This window comes from Streptomyces sp. NPDC086077, from assembly GCF_040686175.1.
In the GTDB taxonomy this organism is placed as follows: domain Bacteria; phylum Actinomycetota; class Actinomycetes; order Streptomycetales; family Streptomycetaceae; genus Streptomyces.
On the sequence record NZ_JBFBJT010000134.1, the window covers coordinates 1 to 20,435 of the forward strand.

General features: G+C 68.9%; 22 protein-coding genes and 1 pseudogene. 12 read left to right on the forward strand and 11 right to left on the reverse strand.

Annotated elements, in window-relative coordinates; genetic code table 11:
• Window positions 1-163: 163 nt before the first annotated feature.
• Window positions 164-370 carry a DUF2180 family protein gene (locus AB0O67_RS29205; protein ID WP_365456256.1) on the forward strand — a complete coding sequence of 69 codons (207 nt, stop codon included), beginning with the start codon at window positions 164-166 and terminating at the stop codon, window positions 368-370.
• A gap of 91 nt (window positions 371-461) precedes the next feature.
• Here AB0O67_RS29205 and AB0O67_RS29210 read toward each other — a convergent pair whose 3' ends face one another.
• From AB0O67_RS29210 to AB0O67_RS29230, 5 genes and pseudogenes are all read right to left on the reverse strand, one after another.
• Window positions 462-1,730 (reverse strand): cation:proton antiporter, encoded by a 1,269-nt coding sequence (locus AB0O67_RS29210; RefSeq protein ID WP_365456258.1) that lies wholly within the window; start codon window positions 1,728-1,730, stop codon window positions 462-464.
• A 416-nt stretch (window positions 1,731-2,146) separates the two neighbouring features.
• On the reverse strand, window positions 2,147-3,187 hold the full coding sequence (locus AB0O67_RS29215) for a PP2C family protein-serine/threonine phosphatase (protein WP_365456260.1): 1,041 nt from the start codon (window positions 3,185-3,187) through the stop codon (window positions 2,147-2,149).
• 456 nt (window positions 3,188-3,643) lie between these two features.
• Window positions 3,644-3,844: pseudogene (locus AB0O67_RS29220) on the reverse strand (flotillin family protein); the annotation flags it as partial.
• Window positions 3,845-4,058: 214 nt separating this feature from the next.
• On the reverse strand, window positions 4,059-4,250 hold the full coding sequence (locus tag AB0O67_RS29225) for a hypothetical protein (RefSeq protein ID WP_365456263.1): 192 nt from the start codon (window positions 4,248-4,250) through the stop codon (window positions 4,059-4,061).
• Window positions 4,226-4,414, reverse strand: a complete 189-nt coding sequence (locus AB0O67_RS29230) for a hypothetical protein (protein ID WP_365456266.1) — start codon at window positions 4,412-4,414, stop codon at window positions 4,226-4,228. The genes AB0O67_RS29225 and AB0O67_RS29230 overlap by 25 nt, the downstream gene beginning before the upstream one ends.
• 250 nt (window positions 4,415-4,664) lie before the next feature.
• Between AB0O67_RS29230 and AB0O67_RS29235 the strand changes: the two genes are divergently transcribed.
• The 7 genes from AB0O67_RS29235 to AB0O67_RS29265 all read left to right on the forward strand — a co-directional run bounded on the left by AB0O67_RS29235 (window position 4,665) and on the right by AB0O67_RS29265 (window position 9,566).
• Window positions 4,665-5,723, forward strand: a complete 1,059-nt coding sequence (locus AB0O67_RS29235; protein WP_365456269.1) for a helix-turn-helix domain-containing protein — start codon at window positions 4,665-4,667, stop codon at window positions 5,721-5,723.
• Between the two features lie 353 nt (window positions 5,724-6,076).
• Window positions 6,077-6,340, forward strand: coding sequence for a hypothetical protein (locus AB0O67_RS29240; RefSeq protein WP_365456272.1), 264 nt, complete (start codon window positions 6,077-6,079; stop codon window positions 6,338-6,340).
• A 61-nt stretch (window positions 6,341-6,401) separates the two neighbouring features.
• On the forward strand, window positions 6,402-6,569 hold the full coding sequence (locus tag AB0O67_RS29245) for a hypothetical protein (RefSeq protein WP_365456275.1): 168 nt from the start codon (window positions 6,402-6,404) through the stop codon (window positions 6,567-6,569).
• Window positions 6,570-6,604: 35 nt separating this feature from the next.
• Window positions 6,605-6,901, forward strand: a complete 297-nt coding sequence (locus AB0O67_RS29250) for a hypothetical protein (RefSeq protein WP_365456310.1) — start codon at window positions 6,605-6,607, stop codon at window positions 6,899-6,901.
• Window positions 6,902-7,456: 555 nt separating this feature from the next.
• Window positions 7,457-8,032 (forward strand): helix-turn-helix domain-containing protein, encoded by a 576-nt coding sequence (locus AB0O67_RS29255; RefSeq protein ID WP_365456278.1) that lies wholly within the window; start codon window positions 7,457-7,459, stop codon window positions 8,030-8,032.
• The gene (locus AB0O67_RS29260) at window positions 8,029-8,754 is read left to right on the forward strand and encodes an ABC transporter ATP-binding protein (RefSeq protein WP_365456281.1); all 726 of its coding nucleotides are present in this window, start codon (window positions 8,029-8,031) and stop codon (window positions 8,752-8,754) included. Before AB0O67_RS29255 ends, AB0O67_RS29260 begins: the two co-directional genes overlap by 4 nt.
• A gap of 23 nt (window positions 8,755-8,777) precedes the next feature.
• Window positions 8,778-9,566 carry an ABC transporter permease gene (locus AB0O67_RS29265; protein ID WP_365456284.1) on the forward strand — a complete coding sequence of 263 codons (789 nt, stop codon included), beginning with the start codon at window positions 8,778-8,780 and terminating at the stop codon, window positions 9,564-9,566.
• Window positions 9,567-9,611: 45 nt separating this feature from the next.
• Here the strand turns inward: AB0O67_RS29265 and AB0O67_RS29270 are convergent, their stop codons facing one another.
• The 3 genes from AB0O67_RS29270 to AB0O67_RS29280 all read right to left on the reverse strand — a co-directional run bounded on the left by AB0O67_RS29270 (window position 9,612) and on the right by AB0O67_RS29280 (window position 12,278).
• The gene (locus AB0O67_RS29270) at window positions 9,612-9,746 is read right to left on the reverse strand and encodes a hypothetical protein (protein ID WP_365456287.1); all 135 of its coding nucleotides are present in this window, start codon (window positions 9,744-9,746) and stop codon (window positions 9,612-9,614) included.
• 247 nt (window positions 9,747-9,993) lie between these two features.
• Entirely contained in the window at window positions 9,994-12,105 is a 2,112-nt protein-coding gene (locus AB0O67_RS29275) for a SpoIIE family protein phosphatase (protein WP_365456290.1), read from the reverse strand.
• 5 nt (window positions 12,106-12,110) lie between these two features.
• Window positions 12,111-12,278: a hypothetical protein gene (locus AB0O67_RS29280; RefSeq protein ID WP_365456293.1), complete on the reverse strand. Its 168-nt coding sequence runs from the start codon at window positions 12,276-12,278 to the stop codon at window positions 12,111-12,113.
• Window positions 12,279-12,858: 580 nt separating this feature from the next.
• On the opposite strand from AB0O67_RS29280, the gene AB0O67_RS29285 reads away from it, so the two are divergent.
• The gene (locus AB0O67_RS29285) at window positions 12,859-13,395 is read left to right on the forward strand and encodes a hypothetical protein (RefSeq protein ID WP_365456296.1); all 537 of its coding nucleotides are present in this window, start codon (window positions 12,859-12,861) and stop codon (window positions 13,393-13,395) included.
• Window positions 13,396-14,706: 1,311 nt separating this feature from the next.
• Window positions 14,707-15,171: a hypothetical protein gene (locus AB0O67_RS29290; RefSeq protein WP_365456299.1), complete on the forward strand. Its 465-nt coding sequence runs from the start codon at window positions 14,707-14,709 to the stop codon at window positions 15,169-15,171.
• Between the two features lie 1,520 nt (window positions 15,172-16,691).
• Here the strand turns inward: AB0O67_RS29290 and AB0O67_RS29295 are convergent.
• The 3 genes from AB0O67_RS29295 to AB0O67_RS29305 form a co-directional block, all read right to left on the reverse strand.
• The gene (locus tag AB0O67_RS29295) at window positions 16,692-16,928 is read right to left on the reverse strand and encodes a hypothetical protein (protein WP_365456302.1); all 237 of its coding nucleotides are present in this window, start codon (window positions 16,926-16,928) and stop codon (window positions 16,692-16,694) included.
• Between the two features lie 238 nt (window positions 16,929-17,166).
• A complete protein-coding gene (locus AB0O67_RS29300) occupies window positions 17,167-17,442 on the reverse strand; it encodes a hypothetical protein (RefSeq protein ID WP_365456313.1) in 276 nt (91 codons plus the stop codon).
• A complete protein-coding gene (locus AB0O67_RS29305; RefSeq protein ID WP_365456316.1) occupies window positions 17,415-17,645 on the reverse strand; it encodes a hypothetical protein in 231 nt (76 codons plus the stop codon). The genes AB0O67_RS29300 and AB0O67_RS29305 overlap by 28 nt, the downstream gene beginning before the upstream one ends.
• 1,064 nt (window positions 17,646-18,709) lie before the next feature.
• Between AB0O67_RS29305 and AB0O67_RS29310 the strand changes: the two genes are divergently transcribed.
• Together AB0O67_RS29310 and AB0O67_RS29315 are read left to right on the forward strand one after the other, a co-directional pair.
• Entirely contained in the window at window positions 18,710-19,141 is a 432-nt protein-coding gene (locus tag AB0O67_RS29310) for a peptidase inhibitor family I36 protein (protein WP_365456305.1), read from the forward strand.
• Window positions 19,142-19,161: 20 nt separating this feature from the next.
• Window positions 19,162-20,073 (forward strand): hypothetical protein, encoded by a 912-nt coding sequence (locus AB0O67_RS29315; protein ID WP_365456308.1) that lies wholly within the window; start codon window positions 19,162-19,164, stop codon window positions 20,071-20,073.
• The last annotated feature ends 362 nt before the right edge of the window (window positions 20,074-20,435 follow it).

The window sequence follows — 20,435 nt, forward strand, 5'->3', positions numbered from 1 at the left end:
AGCCGCCGAGGCCGCAGCCGAGGCCGTCGCTGACGCCGCCAGAGCTGATGCTGTTCTCTCCGATGTCCACCCTCCGCCGCACCATCGCTGACCACTCCAACGGCGAAGCGACCTCTGCCGCGCCCGATGCCCGTCACTCCAGCCGTCATGGAAGGGCCCGACAATGAACTGTTACGAATGTAGTCAATCTGGACGAACTGCGCAGGCTGTTGCTGTCTGTAAAGTATGCGGCGCCGGTGTGTGCAGCAATCACGTGCGCACGGAGCCGAAGACGCTGCGAGGGCCGGCTACCCCTGGCAAAATGGTCCATAACCAAGAAGCCCGCCAACTAACCTGCCCGGTTTGTCGCGCAGCCGAACAATCTTCGTGACGCGCTCCCGCTGCGCATTTGCCCATCGGGGACGGTCAATTCCTCCAACTCGCAACGGTGGCGGACCTGCATCCCAGGCGCGGTCCAGTCCCTAACCCCCCTGGTGTGGCGGTACGGCATTCCGCCACCGGTCGAGCCTGGTCACGACCGGTCCCGCACTGGCACCGTGCAGCACGACGGAGGCCAGTACTGTGAACGTCACGACGGCCCACAATTCCCTAGCTTGCACAGGGAAGTCTTGCTGGCCCAGGCCATAGGCGAGGTAGTACAGCGAACCGATGCCCCGGATGCCGTACCCCGCGACCACCCAACGCTCCCTGGGGTGCAGGCGGCTTCCCAGCAGGCCGGCCCAACCGGACAGTGGCCGGATCACCACGAGCAGGATCAGGCCGGTGACCGCGCCCTGCCACGTCAGCGAAGCCAGACCGCCCAGCGCGATGAAAGCACCCAGCAAGAACAGCAGTACGGCAGTCAGTAGACGCTCCACCTGTTCCACGAAGTCGTGCAGGACGTTGTGGAAGCCGTGAGCGCGCTCGGCCGCCCGGATCGCACATGCGGTGACGAAAACGGCGAGGAAACCGTAGCCTCCCAGCAACTCGGTCATCCCGTACGAAAGAAAGGTGGCACCCAGGGCAACGAAGCCCTCGCGGTGTTCCGAGAGACGCAGCACAGGCGAACGGGTTCGAAAGAACAGCCAGCCCAGTAGCCGGCCCACCAGCAATCCGCTGAGCACGCCGACCCCGCACTTGAAGATGACGTCCGTCACCACCCACGTTCCGAGCCAGTCGGCCGACCAGTCGCCACCCGCAGCAGCCGCCAGCGCCACCGCCGCGTAGACCAGGGGGAAGGCCATTCCGTCGTTGAGGCCGGCCTCGCTGGTGAGAGCGAATCGCACCTCGTCTTCGTCATGCTCGTCTTCGGTCGGCTCTCCCACTCGCACTTCCGAGGCGAGTACCGGGTCTGTCGGTGCGAGGACGGCGGCCAGGAGCAACGCTGCGGCAGGAGGCCAGTCCAACAGCCACCAGGCCGCGGTGGCGGTGCACAAAACGGTCAGGGGCATCGTGATCCCCAGCAGTCGCCACGTCGTGGCCCATCGGCGCCACCCGACAGGCCGGTTGAGTGCCAGTCCGGCGCCCATCAGGGCGATGATCACGCAGATCTCAGTGGCGTGTTCCGCATGCATCCGGGCGTCGACCGGGTCGATCACGGGGAGGGGCAAAGGCAGCAGGTACAAGCCGATACCGCCCACCAGGAACACCAGGGGCAGCGACAACGGCCGGCCCGCCACCACACGCGGCAGCACCGCTGCGAGCAGCGCCCCCGCGCCCAGCCATGCCCATACGCCATCGGCGATTGTCACCGCATGTCCTACCCTCCACTCCGCTAGCGCTCCGATGTCCCTGCCGTATCGGACGACTGCTGACCGTCACTCCGGGCCGCCGGGACTCAGGCACTCCTGGGCCGAAGCTACTCAGGTGGCGTAATCGGTCCCTGCCACGTACCCGCAACAGCCGACGCTATCGCCCGGCGTGTGCACCAGGCACTCGCATGCCGCCTCGGCGGCGTGTAAGCAATGCACTTCAGGTGTCCACGTGGTGCGGGCCGTTGTGGCCGGCATGTGGCCGGTGCTACGGCGACTTCGACTACATGTCCTGGCTCAGAGTCACCTTCTCACCGCAGTCGCTGGTGGTCACTTCCGGCACGGCGGACGAGGGCCGTCGGTGTCGCATGAGGGCCGTCGAAAGAATCGTCGTCTGGTGCGCGCAGCTCACTCGGTCAGCCTGCCTGCTGAGGTAAGAACGCCTGCTGACCAGCCCCATGAGTGTGGTAACGCAGCAGGAGCATCGCAGCGTCGTCATGCGGTGGCGCGGCGGCATGCCGGACCACGTCTTCGCGAAGGGCCTCCAGCGCGCTTCGGGCGTCGGGGTCCTTCAACAGGTGAGCACGCTCTCCGAGCGGGTAGAAGGCGCCAGTGGCGTCCCGGGCCTCGGTGACGCCGTCGGTGTACAACAGCACCTGCTCCCCGGGCTCGAATGCCACCCGGTAGGGCTTCGGCCTCTCACCGCCGTGAGCGCCCAGCCCCAGCGGCAGCGCATACGCGGGCGGCTGTGGGAAATCGACCGTTTCGTCCCGGCGTACGACCATGGGTGCGGGATGGCCGTAGGTGAGGAAGACCGCCTCGTGGTCCGAACCGACCTCGACGAGGATCGCGGTCACGAACTTCTCGCCGTCCAACTCCCGGGCGATGCTGCGCTCCAGGCGTTCGCCGAGCCCGACCAGATCTGGTTCGTCGTGCGCGGCTTCCCGGAACGCGCCGAGCACTACGGCAGCAGTTTCCACCGCGGTCAGCCCCTTGCCCTGCACATCGCCGACGATGACCCGGATCCCGTGCGGCGAGGCGACCACTTCGTACAGATCTCCCCCGATCCGGGCCTCGGCGACCGCCGATGTGTACGACACGGCGGCCTGCAATGGCCCCGCGGCCAGCGGTACCGGCCGGAGCAGAACCCGCTGAGCCGCCTCCGCGATCGAGCGTACGCTGGCTAGCTCGGCCTCCCGCTGGCCGCGCATCACGGCGGCGGCGACGCCTGCGCCCGTCACCCCGGCCACGGACGCCATCGCCGTATAGCCCCGGCGGCCGTCGAACAGCCCGTCGTACAGACCCAGCCCGGCGCAGAGCACCAGCGCCGCCAGGCCGATCAACGCCGTACGCCGCCACCCGCCGACCAGTCCGGCGAAGGCGGGACCCAGCGAGACCAACGGCAGGAAGCCGATGTCCGGTCCGGCAACGACATCCACGACGGCCACCACCGCCATCACCACGATCGGCAACCATGCCAGCATCGCCGAACTCACGTGCGGTTACTCTGTGGCCATGCCTGCTCCATGACGGAAACCCCCGATCGGAAGAGAGATCAATCCCTGCTCGCCGACCAGCCTTCCCGGCACACCGCTGGAGACCATACATGCTCTTGACGCGCCTTTGACAGTTCCTTGGCCCGCACACGGGACGCACCCGTCATTGCCGATTCCCGGCACACTCGCGGCCGGTACCCGTCCAGCCTGATCCGGCTGCGCTCTGCGGCCGCCCATGCTGTGCGGCGGCGTTGATACGCCCGGTGGGCCGTCACCTCATGGGCTCGGAAATTACGCTTGCGGGCGAGGAACTCGTCGACGCGGACGGTAGGCGTGCGACCGTCGATGCGCGGGTGCGTACCGAGTAGGCCCTCGACTGTCTCCTGCAGCGTGTCCCGGTCGCTGGCCCGCGACCGGGATATCCATCACCTCGGCCTTGTGCAGCACTGGCAGCACGACCTGCCCGGTGAAGGTCACGTCGACCTTGCGCATCTTGGACACGATCAGCGCCTTGCCCTGCTCCACCTTGCGGAACAGTCGCGAGACGACGAGTACGACGAGAACGGTGAGCAGGCAGGCGGCAGCGAGCACGCCGGTGCCCACGGTCATGGCATCCATGGCATACGTCCTTGAGCAGTACGGATGATGAAGTGTGAGGAAGCCTGGGGGAAGTTGGGGCACCGCAGGGGACGCGTGTCAGGCGGGGTGGTCCCGCATCAGCAGCGCTCCGTCGGGCGAAGGGCCCCGCGGGGAGTATTGGCTCTCGGCGCAGATGCCGTGCAGCCTGGTGTGGTCGCGCATCGTGGCTTTGCCGAGCGGGGGTGGCACAGGTTCATCGGGAGAGAGGCGGTGCAAGGGCCGAACGGACAGGCAGGTCAACCGCCAGGTGACCAGAACTGCACGGCACGGTCAGGCGCAGCAGCCCGGTGGCGGTGCCAGGGGTCACGAAGGCGGCCAGCGCCATCGTCGCGCCGACGCCCAGCAGCCAGGCAAGGACCGTCAGCATCGTGCGCGCGATCGACACCGGTACCCCACCCATGCCCCATGGCCGAGATCCAGGTCCGCGTCGGAGCCGGCGGGGGCAGCAACCCGCACGGCGACCAGCAGCCAGACGGACAGGAGCACGACGAGGGCGGCGGTGAGCACGATCGTGGGCAGACCGATGGCGGCCTCCAGGAACGTTTGCATGACCCGGCCACCCTTCTCCGTCCTGGGCACACACGGCCCTTGGTCGGTGATGCACTGCTCTGCGGGTTCCGGTGCCGGGAATTTGTCCGTGTCCGGCACCGGACCCATCCGCAGTGCGCCTCCACGAGCCATGCTGCCCGGACGGAGCGCCCTCGCGCATTGCCGGTTCCCGGCAGCGTTCACTAGGGTCTGCATGCCGGTGGGCTGCTAAGAAATCGTCACCGGCGCGTCAAGAATGCGGGGGGACGACATGACGGACCGGGCGATACCAGAGCAGTATCTGGATGGCTATGCCCAAATCATGGCCGAGGTCTCGGCCACCGGCAGGCGACTCACCCGTGACGAGATCGCCTCCCGGCGCGCCCTGGGTGAACAAGCTGCGGACGCCGGCTTCGGCCTGCGCACCCTCATCAGCGCCCACCTGGCGGCGGCGCGTGCGGCTTGGCCCGCCACCCCCGGCGCCGCCCACAGCGCCCTCGCCGCGGTGCAGCAGGTCATTGACGCCTTCGCCGAAGGCTACGAGCGCGCCCAGCGCCTGGCGGTACGTCAGGGAGAGGCGGCCCGCAGGGAGTTCATCGACGACCTGCTCTATGGCCGCAGCGACCTGGGCCGCCTCGCCGAGCGCGCCGAACGCTTCGGCCTGCGTCTGTCCCATGCGCACGCGGTCGCCGTCGCCCGCGGCCCGATGCCCTACGACGAGGGCGACCCGGTACCCCGGCAGGTCGAGCGCTCCCTCATCGCTCGCTTCGGCGACCGCAGCATCCTGCTCACCACCAAGGACGGCCGACTGCTGTGCATCGCCCCCGGCCACCAGGACGAAGTCCTCATCCACTTCGCCAAGCAGGCTCATGCCGCCACCGACGGCGGCCGGGTCGCCATCGGCCGATCCCAACCCGGCCCTGGCGGAGTCGTCCAGTCCTACGAAGAAGCCCTCAACGCCCTCGAACTCGCAGAGCGCCTGGATCTGGAGGACCCGGTCCTGCGTAGCGCCGACCTGCTCGTCTACCCCGTCCTGACGCGCGACCGTCAGGCCATGGCCGACCTGGTCGTCCACACCCTCGGCCCGCTCACCACGGCCCGCGGCGGCGCCCAGACACTCCTCGACACCCTCACCGCCTACTTCGACTCCGGCTGCGTCGCCGCCGAGGCCGCCCGCCGCCTATCCCTCAGCGTGCGCGCTCTGACCTACCGCCTCGAGCGCATCCACAAACTCACGGGCGCCGATCCCGCCGACTCCGCTCACCGCTACATGCTGCAGACCGCGGTCATCGGTGCCCGACTGCTGGACTGGCCCGCCAAGGCACTCTGACGACCGCTCAGCAGCGCTTACCAAGGCAGGCGGAACGGCTGTGCGCTCCCGGTCACGACCGTCCGCTCTCGTCGACCGCAAATACGGAACGTAACCAAGAGGAGCAACACACGTGATCCCGTCGAGGCACGCTGCATCTCTTTCCAACGCAAGTCATACGATCAGCCCAGATTCCTGCACCACCGCAGCGCCGACGTCAAAGGCGGCCTCTACGGCCACGATCCTGATCATTTGCCCAGCGCAGCCTCAAACTCCGGCGGAGCCCGAATGCAGACGAAGATTAGGACGGCATCCTCGACATCTACCAGCGAGCCCGCGCCACCGAGCACTGACGCCTCGAGGAGAGAAATGTTATGGACTCGTCCGTACTCAGCGTGGTGGTCGTCGCCGCTGCCTTGCTCATCAAGACAGCTGTGGTGGAGATCCGCCGCCCGGGCAGCGCCCGCCGGCAATGGGCCTTCGTCAGGGACAGCACCGCCGTGGCCGGGGGAGCGGTCGTCGGGACAGTCGTCCTCTGCGTCGGCTGGGCACAAGCCCGCCACGGCGCACTGGCTTGGGCGCTGCTGGTCGCAGTTCTCACCGCCTATCTGCTCCACCACCGCAAGCCCCGCTCATGACCCCTGCGGCAGTCCGGAGGGCCAGCCGGGCTCTCTTTTCCAAGCGAGAAGGAACCGACGCATGACTGCACGGCGCGCGGGCCACGCCCTGACGATCACGGGGGCGCTGTTGTCCCTGGCCGGGACCGCCCTCTACATACTGCCCGGGCCCGGCATGCCCGTTCTCGCCGCGGGCCTGGTCGTGCTGACCTGCGGCCTGGCAACGTTTGCCGCCACCCGCCGTACCTGACCTCGACGACCCTCCCGAGAGAAACCGTGACGACGATGATCTGGCACTGGATTGGCCTTACCGTCTTCTCTCTGACCCTGCTGCCCGCCGGGATTGCCCTGCTCACCGGGCGTGTACCGCAGCGGCTGCGCGCCCGCTTGACACCCATGCGCCCGCGCGGCTTGGCCTGCCTGGTCTTCTACGCGACCGCGCCGCTCAACGCCGTTCCCCGGCTCAGTGACGCTCCCTCGTCGGTCATCGTGGCCGGTACGGGGCTGGGGATGGTGGCGGCCCTGGCCGGGTGCGCCGCAGTGATCGCCGCCGCTCAGCGGCCAAGGGCTGGCCTCCGGTGACCGGCGGCGCCCATCTCTGGCGGCATGTCTGGTCTTTCGCGCTGTGGTGGTGGCTTCTGGCCGTGACACTCTGGCTCGTGGGGCACGCATTTGGTCAGCCAGCCTCCTTCACGGGATGCCTCGCCTCCGCCGCCCTTCTGGCAGGTGCTGGGGAGATCGGCGACTGGCTGCGCCGTCGCCGGGCTGCGCGCCGAGGGGGCGCCGGGACGGATAGGTGAGGGATGGCGAGGCAGACCACAGATGTATCGGGCGCGGCGGGGGCCGCGTGAAGCAGCAGCGGGTCTCAGTCGCAAGGCAGTGCGTGACGAGAGGCTGCGGGTGAGCCGAGGAGAGAAAGGACAGTGGACGAGCAGGAACTCAGGTGGCCGGGCACGTCGGCCCCGTAGGTGAGCCGGCGTGCCGCGAGTACTTGGCCAGGGGCAAGCAGGTGGGGCAGTTCTTGTCGAGAACTCTCATGCGGCTGAGCACGCTCGAGACTCTGTCCGAGGCCGAAGGTCAGGGACAAGCTCACGGCGGGGCCACAACATCCGTAGCGTTAGTGGCTAACATTATGGGGTGGGCAGATACGACCGCACGCATGAAATCCTCCGTACCGCCGCCCTTGAGCTGTTCGCAGCCCAGGGCTATGACGCCACCACGACCGCGGCCGTCGCGGAGCGCGCCGGGGTGAGCGAGATGACGCTCTTCCGGCACTTCGCCACCAAGGAGGCGCTGCTTCTGGAGGACGCCTTCGACCCGGCGGTCGCTGCCGCCGTCCGAGCCCGGCCGACGCAGGAGCATCCGATGCGCGCGGCCGCCGAAGGCATCCGCGCGGTCTGGCGACAGCTGCCCGAGGACCAGGTGGAGTCGGTGCGCATGCGCGTCCGGATCATCGCCGGCGCCAAGGGGCTGCACGGTGCGATCGAGCGGAACAGCCGGGCCACCGTCGACGCCCTCTCCGGCGCGCTGCGCGAACGCGGCACCGCGCGGACCGAGGCCAGGGTCGCGGCGAGCGCCGTCGTCGCCGGCCTGAGCGTCGCCCTCCTCGACTGGGCGGGCGACGGCGGTGCGGCGGAAGCGGGGGCGCCCGGTGCGGCCGGACTGCGGGACGTGCTCGACCGCGTCCTGGACACTCTGGGCTGCCGACGATGACCCTCACCTTCGACGGCGTCGGCGTCCGCTACCGGGGCGGCGCAGGCGTACACGCCCTCGATCTCACCGTCGCACCGGGCGAGATCGTGGCTCTCGTTGGCCTCAACGGCGCAGGGAAGACGACCCTGATGCGCCTGGCTCTCGGCATGCTGCGGCCTGCCTCGGGCGTCGTCCGGATTTTGGGCCGCCCGCTCGAGGCGCTCCCGCGCGCCGAGTGGGCCCACGTCGGCCAGCTCGTCGAGGTGCCGTCCGCCTACCCCGAACTCACCACACGCGAGAATCTCCTGATCGCCGCCCGGCTGCGCGGAGCTGCACCTGCGACGGCGGAGGCGGCACTCGGCGAGTGGCGCCTCGGCGCACTCGCCGACCGCCGTTTCGGCCGGCTCTCGCTCGGTAACCGTCAACGGGTCGGCCTTGCCGCGGCACTTCAGCACCACCCGCGCCTCATCGTCCTCGACGAGCCGAGCAACGCCCTCGATCCCGCCGCGGTCCTCCTGCTCCGCGATGCCCTGACTCGCAGGGCGCGGGCGGGGGCCGCCGTACTCGTCAGCAGCCACCATCTCGACGAGGTCGCCCGGATCGCCCACCGCATCGTGATCATGAACGCCGGGCGGCTCATCGGAGACCTCGACCCGGTGGGCGCCGACCTGGAACGCGCATTCTTCGCCCGCGTCCTGGCCGACGACGAAACCCGGCCCCGCGTGCAGGGGGAGGTGCTATGACGGCCGCACCCGAGGTGAGGTCCATGACCGTGCGGACCGCTCTGGCTGCCGCGTTCCACTGCGAGCTGCGCAAACTCACCCGCTCCCGAGTCGGCGTGATCGGCACCGCGGTCATCGCCGGCGGCATCCTCACGATCACCGCGGGCATCAGCGGGGCCCTGGCGGGAGGCACTCCCGAACTCACCGCGAAACTCGGCCCGACCGCCACCTTGGACTGGCCGGGGCTGCTCACGATGGTCGCGCAGATCACCGGAGCTGGCGGGCTCCTCGGCTTCGGCACTGTCCTGGCCTGGATGTTCGCCCGCGAGTTCGCGGACGGCACCGTGGTCGGTCTCTTCGCCCTCCCGGTGAGCCGCGCCCAGACGGGGGCGGCGAAGCTCGCCGTATATGGGGTGTGGCTGGTCGTCCTGAACGCTCTGCTCGTCGCGGGTCTCCTCGTCCTGGCACTCCTGCTCGGTTACGGTCTCCCGGACACCGCCGCCTGGTCCGGAATCGGCCGCCAGCTCCTCCTCGGCCTGCTCACCGGGCTCGTCGCGCTGCCCGTCGCCTGGGTCGCGACCGTCTCCCGCTCGCTCCTGGGCGGCGTCTCGACTGCGATCGGCCTCGTCGTCGTCGCCCAGGTCGGCGTCCTCGCCGGGGCGGCCGGCTGGCTGCCCCTCGCCGCGCCCGTCCTCTGGGCGATGGGGCACGCCGCGCCCGACGGCCCGATCGCACCAGCGACGACGGCCCAGCTCGCGGTCAGCGTCGCCTTCTCGCTCGCCTTTGCGGCGCTGACCGTGCTGGCCTGGTCCCGTCTCCAGCTGCGGCGCTAAGTGAAGCGAGGGGAAGCAGAAGAGGCTCAAGGGAGGACGCGCCCGTCACTCCGCGACCGAGCGCAGGAAAACCGTGCCGAGCCGTCGGATGCCCAGCGTGTGAAGGGCGTCTTGCATCAGAGGCATGCAGGCTTCTGGGCTGAGGTAGCTGACGTCCGCCAAGTCGACATCGACGAACACCGGGTCGCCGTCCTGTCGCCCGTCCGGGGGCAGGGGTAAGAAGCGCTGGCTCCGGGCGTAAGCGGTAGTGGTCGTCGCGCCGTTGCCTGGGCGGCACCGGTGGGCGCCTCCCGCGTTCGTGAACGACTGCTGTCCGCTGGTCGTCGATAAGCCAGCACGAACAGCGGACTGCGCAGGGCGCCGGGCCCACCGCCGGGTGGACATATTGCCATGACGTCGTCCCGTGACCTACGCCGGTCTGGTGACGTCATTCCTTGTGGGGGCGGATGAGGAGGAGGGCGATGTCGTCGTGGTTGGGGGCGGAGAGTTCGGCGTGGCGGATGAGGGTCTCTGCGAGGTCGTCCAGGTCCTGGGCTGGGGTCTGTGAGAGGTGATGAGCGAGGTTGTTGGTGGTGTCGTCGATGTCGGTTCCGGGGATTTCGATGAGTCCGTCGGTGTACAGGACGAGGACGGCACCGGGCGGGAGGGGGATGTCGTGGGTGGGGTAGTCGGTGTCGGGTTCGATGCCGAGGAGCAGTCCGGGTGGCAGACGGAGGATTTCGGTGTGTCCGTCGGGGTGGCGGAGCAGGGGTGGGGGGTGTCCGGCGCTGGCGAGGCGGGCGCGGTGATGGGGCAGGTCGAGGTGGACTGTCAGGCAGCTGGTGAACAGTCCGGCGTTGAGGTCGCTCAGGAGGCGGTTGGTGCAGGCGAGGAGGTCGCTGGGGGATGTGCCGGTGGTGGCGTATGAGTGGACGGCGGTGCGGACCTGTCCCATGAGGGCGGCGGCGGTGGAGTTGTGGCCCTGGACGTCGCCGATGACGGCGACGGCGGTGGTGGGGGTGGGGTGGATGAGGTCGTAGAAGTCGCCGCCGATGTCCATGCCGTGGCCGGCGGGCCGGTAGCGGGCGGCGACTTCGAGGCCGGCGATGTGGGGTAGTGCGTGGGGCAGCAGGCTCTTTTGAAGGGTGTAGGCGAGGGCGTGTTCGGCGTCATAGAGGCGGGCGCGGTCCAGGGCCTGGGCGATCAGGCCGGCGAGGGAGGTCAGGAGGGCGCGTTCGGCCGTGGGGAAGGGGCGTGGCCGGTCGTAGGAGAGGACGAGGGAGCCGATGAGGTGGCCTGAGGCGGTCAGGGGCAGGAAGGCCCAGGCGCTCCTTGCCTCGAATTGGGGTGCGTCGGGGTAGGCGTGCTGAAAGTCGGCGAAGGTGGGGTAGAAGGCCGGCTCACCGCAGGCCAGTGCGTACGTGGCCGGGGTGGGCGCAGACAGGGGGGTGCCGTCGAAGCGGCTGACGAAGTCGGGCCTGTAGCCGCGGTATCCGGTGACGTGGAGTCGACCCTCCTCGGTCGTCATGAGGACCAGCCCTTGAGGGCCGAAAGCGGGCACGATCTGGTCGGCGACCAGGTCGACGACATCCTGGACACCCACGGCTTCGGCGAGCGCGACCGCCAGGTGCGTCAGGTGATACAGCGCCATGGCGCCGACCGGTTCACCCGCTGGTGCGGCCTGGACGGGGTCGGTCTGCTGCGCGGCGGGTGTGATGTGGACACTGATGCCGTTGGCGCCGGGGTAGAGCTGGAACAACAGTGACGTGTCTGGGGGGCGCACGGCGGTGAAGCTCGTCGGCTGGCGGGTGATCACCGCTGCCCGGTAGCGCTCTTCGCAGACCGGGGCGTGCAGCCACGGCAGCACTTCCCATAGGCGATTACCCGCGAGATAGGCGGCATCGGCCCCCACCAGCTGAATCCCGGCAGAGTTGATGAAGGTGATCCGGCCGCTCAAATCCAACGCGCAGCAGCCGACGGGAAGGCGTTCGGTGAAATCAAGCGCAGCCCTGGCCTGGCCGGGGCTGGCCTCCGTCACCGGTGCGGCAATCCGCCAGGGTTCTGCAGGGGGCAGCAGCGGACGGCCGAGGGCAGCAGTTTCTTCAAGAAGGTCTCCCGTGTGCCGGCAGTAGGCGGTGACCGCGTCGAGCTGGCGCGGGCTGAGCCGCGGCGGGTGCCAGGCGGGCCACAGCAGCGCGATGCCGCCCCGCGCCTGGCCGCCGCCGACAAGGGGGGCTGCGGCGAGCATGAAGTCGTAGGGCAGCACGAGCCCCAGCTGCGGGTAGCGGCGTGCCACCTCCTCCTGGCTGCTCAGCCACACCAGCTGCCCATCGCGCATGGCATCCGGGACCGGTGACGATGCGTCCACGCAGACGCGGGCCCAGGGCGCGGCGATCTCATGGGAGACGCCGCACATCAAGGCAAGCCGCAGCATCCGTTCCCCAGGCGGCAGCAGGTAGAGCAAGCCGATCGACGCGCCGGTCTCGCGCATCACCTCGGCCATGAAGGTCTCGAGGCGCTCCAGACAGGACCCGGTGCCGGGGCCGAAAGGCGATTGCACGACCTCTACCCGACTCTCGCGGCCGGTGCGGCGACACTGCGTACACGGCCGAAGCGGCCACGGGCCGCCTCCGCGCTGATGCCCAGCCCCGCCCCGATCTGCGCCCAACTGGCCCCCGCCTGCCGGTCCGCCCACACCGCCGCCCGCACCAGCTGCTCGGCCAGCTCAGGCACCCGCGCCACCGCAGCGCTGTGTCCTCCGCCAGGCAGCCCCGGCGAGGACGGCTCCTGCACTCGCTGCGCAACGGCCTGCAGCTCGAACACCAGAGCCTCACCGGCTGAAGCCAGCCTCACCCGAGCCGCCGCGCCGTTCTGCCAGCGGCGACGAGCACGCCAAGCTGCCTGCCGGTGGGCCGGCCGGCAATACCGACGACGACCCGCCGTCAGCCTCAGAAAGGGAACACCGCACCAATCGCACTTAACGTCACCCATATACGGATAATATGCCCGTATCACTGTGACGGCATCTCACCCGCCCTAGGCGTCGATGGATCGGACTTGCCGATACCGCGCCGCTCGGCCTTGCCGGGCTGGTTGCCTCGATCGCGGTAGGTCCGCTTGTCGGCAGGTCAAGGTGAACCCGAGGCCGGGAGGTCCCCTCGACCCCGACGGCGGTCACCGTGCCATGGGCGTTCAGGTCAGCCGGACAGAACAGTCGAAGGACAGCCCAGCAGGACGTCAGTCAGACCCTGAGCCACGACCACCGGAACCCGCTGCGAGTATCAATGTCAGACCTGGTTCATAGGGTGAGGGTATGTCTGATGCCTTCACCGTTTTGTGGACCCATGACACGTGCCGTGCGTTGCGTAAGGCGGGCCGCGTGGGCGAGCGGCCGCCGGTCGCGTTCAGCGGCGTTCACTCTTCTTTGCCCGCGTGGACGGGTGTTCGCGCTGGGGACGAGGTGTACGCGCTGCACGTCAACCGGCGTGAGGTGTTTGTGGTGAGTCAGATGCGTGTGATCGACAGGGAGCGACGCGACTGCTGCGGCACGGCTCCCGCAACCTGGGAGGACCCCGCGTATCCCGGGCACGGTGACTGGTCGATGCTCGGCGCCGGCGGGTGCGGCGCCGAGGCGGTGCACGTGGACGCGACGCCCGTACGCTTCGATGTGTCCCTCTCCGGTGAGCTGCTTGCGAGGCTCACCTGGCGCAACCGCCGAGGTCAGACCCGCGCGCTGAAGTACGTGGTGGATGGCCGGCTCGAGAACTCGATCAGTCTTCAGGGGTTCTACCGTCTGACGCCCGAGGCCGCAGACGAGTTGGCGGAAGTGGCCGGCAAACCTGCCCCTTGATGCTGACGGGCGAGCGAGGCATTAGCACCCGGCACGCATCGCGCCCCTGTCAGCAGTAGTTGTGGAAAAGAAGACAGGGGCGGGCTGCTGTGCTTCCCGAAGTGGCAGCGCGGCAGGGTGGTCGAGATCGGCTGCCGACTCCTGATGGATCAGCTGGCCTCGTGTACGGGATCGATCTGGCACGCCATGATGTGGCCGGCCCGCCAACGGGCCGCGGTCCATCGGGGCCTTGGGTAAGATATTGGGTCCGGCGGGGATCACATACATCATTCCGCTGTTGGCGTCGGTGGCCGAGTGCGGCAGTGAGTGCCTGGCGCGGGCCGGTCCATGGGGGTGGCTCGCAGTACACCACCGGTCAGCCCACCAGGGATTCCTGCTTGTCGCGGACCCTGCGCAGGTTGTTTCCCTGCATGGAGCGCTGGTGGGGCTGCGCGTGGGTGTTGAGGCCGCGTGGCGGAGGTAAGCGCCCGTGCGCCCTGCCATGCCCTCTCCACAAACCTGCCCGGCCGACAGCAGGGTCGCAGGCATGGGGGACACATGGAAAGCGTGCGTGGGCCGTGGGGACGGCACGGACTGCCCGAACGGGGAGGACGCCGTGGTGGACGGGCCACGGTGTGAGGAATGCCAGCACCACTGGGATCTGGACGAAACGGAGCGGGGCCGCCGCTTCCAGGTGGATGAGGAGTTGACGCGGCCGGTGGGTGATCCGCGGGAGGCTGGGCCAGGATCGGCTGCGTAATGCGGTCCGCGGCCCTTGTCGGGGCGTCCGAGCGGAAATGGCGGCCTACCCTGACCCCTCATGAGCCAAGCTCCGCCAGCCGAAACGCATCCTGCTGCCGTGCCCCGAAGGCCACCAAATGGGGCCGATCTCCGCAAGGGCGGGGCCTGACCGCCGCCGCCTCAGCTCTCGCCACCGGCCTCGTCCAGGACCTCGGGGCTCCCGGGGCACTCCGGATGAGCCGGACGGCGTCTTGCGGACCAAGCACTGGGATAGCCAGCGCTCCGGTCGCCGCGTTGAGGCGATGGGCCAGGGTTCTTGCCATCTTCCAGCCGCCCGGCGGGGGAGGCCGCCGCGCCCTCACTCGTCGGGCTTGTCGTGTCGGGAATTGCCGGACATGCCTTCTTGCCGGAGGGCAGGATGACTGTGTGCCAGATGCAGCAGCCCTTTACGGACTCCTCGGCGCTGTGGGTGGCGCCGCCCTTGGAGCCGCGGCGACCCTCACAGTCCCCGCGCTCACCAGTCGGCATGCCCAGCGGCAGCATGAGAGCCGGCAACGACGGACCCGTGACGAGACAGAGTTTCAGCGGTTGATGGACCTGCGCCGCGCCACCCGCGACATCGTGCTCGTTCTCGACGATGCCCGCGACTGTTTCACCAGTGAGGACTTCGACGTCCGGCCGTTCATGGAGGCGCTCAACGCCGCCGTGGCGGAAGCCCGTAGCGCTGCGGACGGCTGCGCGATCTACGGCCTGCACTTCTCCCACACGCCCAGCACCCCGGAGATGCACGGCCGGCAGACGCCGACACCGGAGACAAGAGCACTGCGCGAGCTCCTCGAACTCGCCTACCGCACCTCGACGGCCATCAAGCATGTGCTATGGGACAACCACCGGACGGATCGGGACCTGGAACGGGTGAGCATTTACTGCGAGGCGGCGGGGTCGCACCGGAGCATCCTGGTCGGCATCCTGCTGGAACGCATGGAGGAGCTGCGCGAGGGGGCATCTCTGCCCTCCTCATCGAGGCGTTGGCTTCTGCCCCGCACCCCGAACTGATCGAGGCGGAGTGCAGCCGGGTGGACCGCGCACTCGTGGCTGTCCCGAGCTGGCGGCCAGAGCTGGTGGCCAGAGTCGGCTGGGTGAGGCCGGCCTCATCCAGGCGGCTTGCGTGGAATCCGGCCACCACGGCCTGGCGCAGGGGCCTTCGGCAGCGGCCCGGCAGGGCCGGCCGAGCCGGCGGGGAGCCTGACCGCCGACTGCCTTCCCCTCGCCCCGCGCGCCTGTTGAGATTGTCCGCGGGAAGCGTAGTTGTCCACGTCCCGTGCCGACCGCTGCGCAGGCCGCGCGGCACGACCTTTGGCCCCTTTAGCGACGAAGGAGACGCAGGGACCTGCAACTGCCCGCAGTGCGGCGCTGCGGGCGCCCGGCACCCGGCACCCGGCACCCGGCACCCGAACGGACGGTTCCATGGGCCACGCAGCGTACTGCACGGGGGAGTTGCTATGCCCTTCGTGGAACTCGACGAGGAGAGCACGTGGTACGTGTGCTCCGGGCTCACTCGGAACCAATTCGCCTCACCGGTGGCCACCACCACCCACCCCTTCTGGTCCACATCCGTGAACCGATGGGTGGATGCCGGCGCACTGACACCCGGCATGACCGTGCGCACCGCGGACGGAGATGCCCCATCCGTGTAGGGCGATATGCAGGGCCGGGCCGAGGCTGGCCGAGCCGACTTGGCGACGGTGACGGGCGGAGTAGCGGCCGGAGCCGGAGACGGCTTCAGCTTCTAGGCCAGGGAGGCGACGGCCGGGGTGGGCATCGAGGGCTCGGGGGCGGGTTCTTTGTCGGGCACCTGCCCAGGGGTAGGGGCAGGGGCTTCCAGATACAGGGTGGGTCGGTGTGGAACTGGGCGAGGAAGGCGGGGCCGACGTGGCCCCAGCCAAGGAGCAGGAGCGGGGCGCGAGGGTGTCCGGGCAGGCGCGTCCGGAGCGTCCGGTCAGCAACGGATCGGCGGTGCTCAGTCGACGGTAGGAGAGCCTCGCCCGACCGGTCTCCTCGCACACGTCCACCAACGGCGTTCCGGCCGGGGCTCCACGGCCAGTGAGGAACAGCGGGCCGCGGGTGCGGCCGGCGATGAGGCGAGGCAGCAGCTGAGCGGTGCCCGGCTGCCAGTGGATCCACTCGGTCGCCGCGCCTTTGGCGGTGATCTTCCCGCGACGGCCAGGGCCTTGGTGCGGTCTGGCGGCGCCGGCCGACGCTCGATGCCGATCACCGGATCACCTTCGACCCAGCCCTGGCGCTGCCACCCGCCGATCGCCCTGCGCGCGATGGACAGCTCCCGGTTGGCGGTGGTCTCCGCAGACCACGCGGAGCAGATGTCTGGGACGTCCCTGGGCGCTGCGGCGGGAAACGCGTGGGGCTTTGCAGTGGGATGCCTGCGACCTGCGGGGCGAGGGCGTGCGCATCGCGTCCGTCGGCCGGCTGTCCGCCGTCTATTACGCGAACCGCACCCTGCGCCGTCTGACCAGCCCCGGACGTGTGCACAAACGGTGGCCCGGGGCCCCGGGGATCACCTATCCGGCAGGATCTTCCTGAGAGCGTCGGACCGCTCGCTTCACGGCCATCTCCAGCGCGTAGCGGGACTGTCCGGTCGCGGTGGCGTGGTCGGCGATTGCTGCCTGTACCGCCTGTGCGGCCTCCCGCCAGGCCTGGAACTGCTGGTCGTACTCGTCGCCGTCGAGTCCGGCGAGCCTCGCGCGCTGCTCCTCGGCAGCGCGCTCCAGGGCGATCAGATCATCAGGAATGTCCACGAACCGATCGTAGGCCGGGGTGCGGCGAAGCCCCCGCCTCGACCCGCGGAGCGAAAGCGCGGGTCGGTCCGCGGGGCCGGTCACACGCTGTCGGCACTGAGGCGGGATCTCGCCGCGTCTTGATCCTGCACGGCGAAGCCGGCGGCAAGCCGCCCTCTGCGCCACTCACGCCCCGCCACCTCCGATGCGGGGTGACGCCGGCGGCGGAGTGGGTGCCGGGATGTGACCCCGTCACCGGTCAGGTGACGAGTTTCAGGACGGCCGGGGCTGCGGCTGCGGCGAGGACGGCCAGCGTCCACAGGGCCGCCATCCTCCAGCGGGCGCGGAGTCCGCTGCGCAGGACGTAGTCGACTTCGTGGGTGGAGAGGACCTCGGGGTCGCGCTGCTGGAGTTCCAAGCGTTCGCGCTGGGTTCGCTGCGTCTCGTGCCGGAGACGGGCCTCCCGGGACTCGGTGAGCCAGTGCCTGAGTCTCGGCCACTGTCTGGTCAGTGCTTCGTGCGCCAGCTCGATGATCTCGTCGTCCTGTCGTGCGCCGCCTGCGGGGCGGGAGAGGACGACGCCTCCTCCGCGTGTATGGCGAAGGCTCCCGCCACGCCACCGCAGGAGTTGTAGGCATCGTGAGTGAGCGCCGACGGGGTACGGCGGTGCCAGAGCTCGGTGAGGACGAGCTGGACGAGCGGCATCCTTCCGGGTGCTTCGCCCGCGTCGGCGACGATCCGGTCTCAACGTTCGACGATGCAACCTACCGATCGCCGGCTCCGCGAGATCGACCAGCCTTCATCAGGGCGGGCACGTGCCGTCATCTCTCGTTTCTGTCATAGATCTTGGGCTCTGTCGTTACCTTGGTGATAGTTGGGCAACTATCAGGCGTGATGGGTGGGGTTCAGGTTGCGGATCTTCCACTGCCTGGTGTCGAGGTGAAGGTCGACCGGCTGCTGCTGATGGATGCGGAGGCCCGAGTCGCCGTGCGATCACGGGCCGCGTCGGCGACCTGTTCTGGATGCGGGCAAAATCTTCGAGAGTGCACTGCTGCTACCGGCGGACTCCATCGGAACGTCCGGTCGCAGGCCGGCGTGTGCGAATCGAACTGCGCGCACGTCGACTTGTATGCGGGAACGAGCACTGTGCCCGTCGGACGCTTTACCGAGAGAGATGTGGAGCCCCCACGAGACCCTGGTGGGGGGCTTGGGCATCCAACCGCTTTGCCGTCAGCGCTGCCGTAAACGGGCCGGTCTTCTCACGCAACCAACGGAAGTGTTCAAGACTCAGGAACGCTTTGGCCACGGCCATCGGCCTTCCTGGACTGGGTCGAGTGGTGGAACAACGAGCCGTACAGCGAATACCAGCTGGTAACGGCTTCGGAACGGTGCACGATACAGTCACCTGGACCCGGAACAGTGCGTGCACTCGGGGAAGCAGGGGCGGGCGGCACTCTCCGGTGTTCTGTGGTCGGTCGGCGGTGACGGCGCCATGTACCCAGTGTTGAAGAGCACCAGGACGTAGGAGCGAGCACCATCCGGATGCCGAACGGGTGGTGCCGCCCGATACCCACCGCTGGGGCGCTCGCCCTGCGGATTCATGCCAGTAGCCCGCCCGCGCTTCGACGTGGCACGCATCGTCAACCACTTGTCGCTGGTTGACAACGACTTCCCATTCGGCACCCGCAACACTCAAGGCGCCTGGATGGCGCCACCTTGCCGTGACAGGTGCGACAGACGTGGCCATCCGGCCAGATGTGCCCACGACAAGAGAGTCGGGGGCAAGAAGAAAGGGAGGACATATGCGTTTCACAACACTACGGCGGATCGCGGCTGCCGCTGCCGGTACCATCCTGGCCGCCGGTGCGGGGATATTCGTATCAGCTCCGGCCGCCCAGGCCGCGTACAGCGACTGCCCTCAGGAGAGCGGGTACCTCTGCTTCTGGCAAGACGCCAACTACTCGGGCGGACTAGGAACACTGTCCGGCAGCAACACGGACTGGCGTGCCTTCAGCCGCCCCAACTGCCAGTCCGGCACCTGGAGCGACTGCGCCTCATCCATTGCCAACGAGGGCCGGGACTGCGAGGCGGTGGTCCACGAGCACCCCAACTACGGGGGATCTTCGTGGGTGATCAACCGCGACACCTCCGCCGCGAACCTGACTCAATGGGGCAAGCCGAGCGGCGGCACCTGGAATGACGCCATCAGCTCCAACCGCTGGTGGTGCGGGTAGGCGATGACGGGATGCGACTGATGGGCCGACGTATCGCCGTCGGAGCAGCCGTCGCCCTGCTGATCGCGGGAGTTGCCGGCTGCGCGCAAGCGCAGTCGGCAAGCCCGGACGGCGGGTCCGCTGGGACGGTACTCAGCGAGGCGGCCTTGGACCTGGCCGTTCGCGCCGGGCCCTACCGCGACGACCAGCAGGTACTACGGCAGGCAGAGTACAAGCTAACCCGGCGCTGCATGGCCGCGCGAGGCTTTGACTATCCGGCCTCGGGCAGCGGAACCATCGGCATCGATGATTCCTGGCATCCGGATCTGGAAACCCGGCGCAGCCGCGGATACGGGTTCGCAGACCCTGGTCCGTCGCCTGGCGACCAGTACCCGCCGGGCCTTCCCGCTGCAGAGCGAAACTCATATGTCCGTGCCCTCACCGGCGATCCCGAACGGCGTGCCGTGCTGCGGCTGTCCAGCGGGCCAGAGTTCACCTTCGGCACCACCGGCTGTATCGCCGAGAGCAGGATCGGTCTGTACGGCGACGTCGTCGACGCGGCCCGGGTCTCCTATGTGCCACAGGAAGCCCACAACGCTCTGAACCACCCAATTGTCAGTAGTTCCGCCATGCGGGAGGCTATGGCGTTGTGGACCTCCTGCATGAGAGACCGGGAATACCCGTATGAATCGATGGAGGAAGCCCGTGCCGATGCACTCCGAAGCCACGACTCGGCCGGCACTACGGACGCCGCACGGCGGGCCGAGATCCGCATAGCCGTCGCCGATGGGGAGTGCGCTCTGGTTGCGGGTCTGCCCAAGGTGGTCGACCGAGTGGGTCGTCGGCACGCCGCCAGACTTTCCGCGGAGCAGCGAGCAGACCTCAGCCTCGCTACCCAGCTCCGCGCAGAGGCGCTCCAGCGTGCACGCAGGATCGTGAACGGTAGTCGGTAGGCTGCCGCCAAGACCCGGTGAGCAGGCTGGTGTCGATCTCAGTGGGGCAGACCTTAGTCCTGCCCAATAGGGCGTGTGTCGGAAGTGCTCTGAATTGGCTCGCTGACCGATCGTCAGCGTGGCTTGCCGAACCGTTCACCTTCGTGGTCGGCACGGCCGGTGTGCTTCGGCTTGCGCCGCTGCGAAGGAGCACGTGGCCTGTGCCGGCGGAGACATGGTTCTGAGTGCCGACGACATCAGAAAATGCGGAGGGCCATGTCGGGTCGGCAGTGAATGCATGCCCTGACCTGCCGGATCATCGGGCGGGTCTGGCTCCGGCGGGATGCCGGGTTCGGCTGCGTGCAGGAGCGGCAGTGGATCAC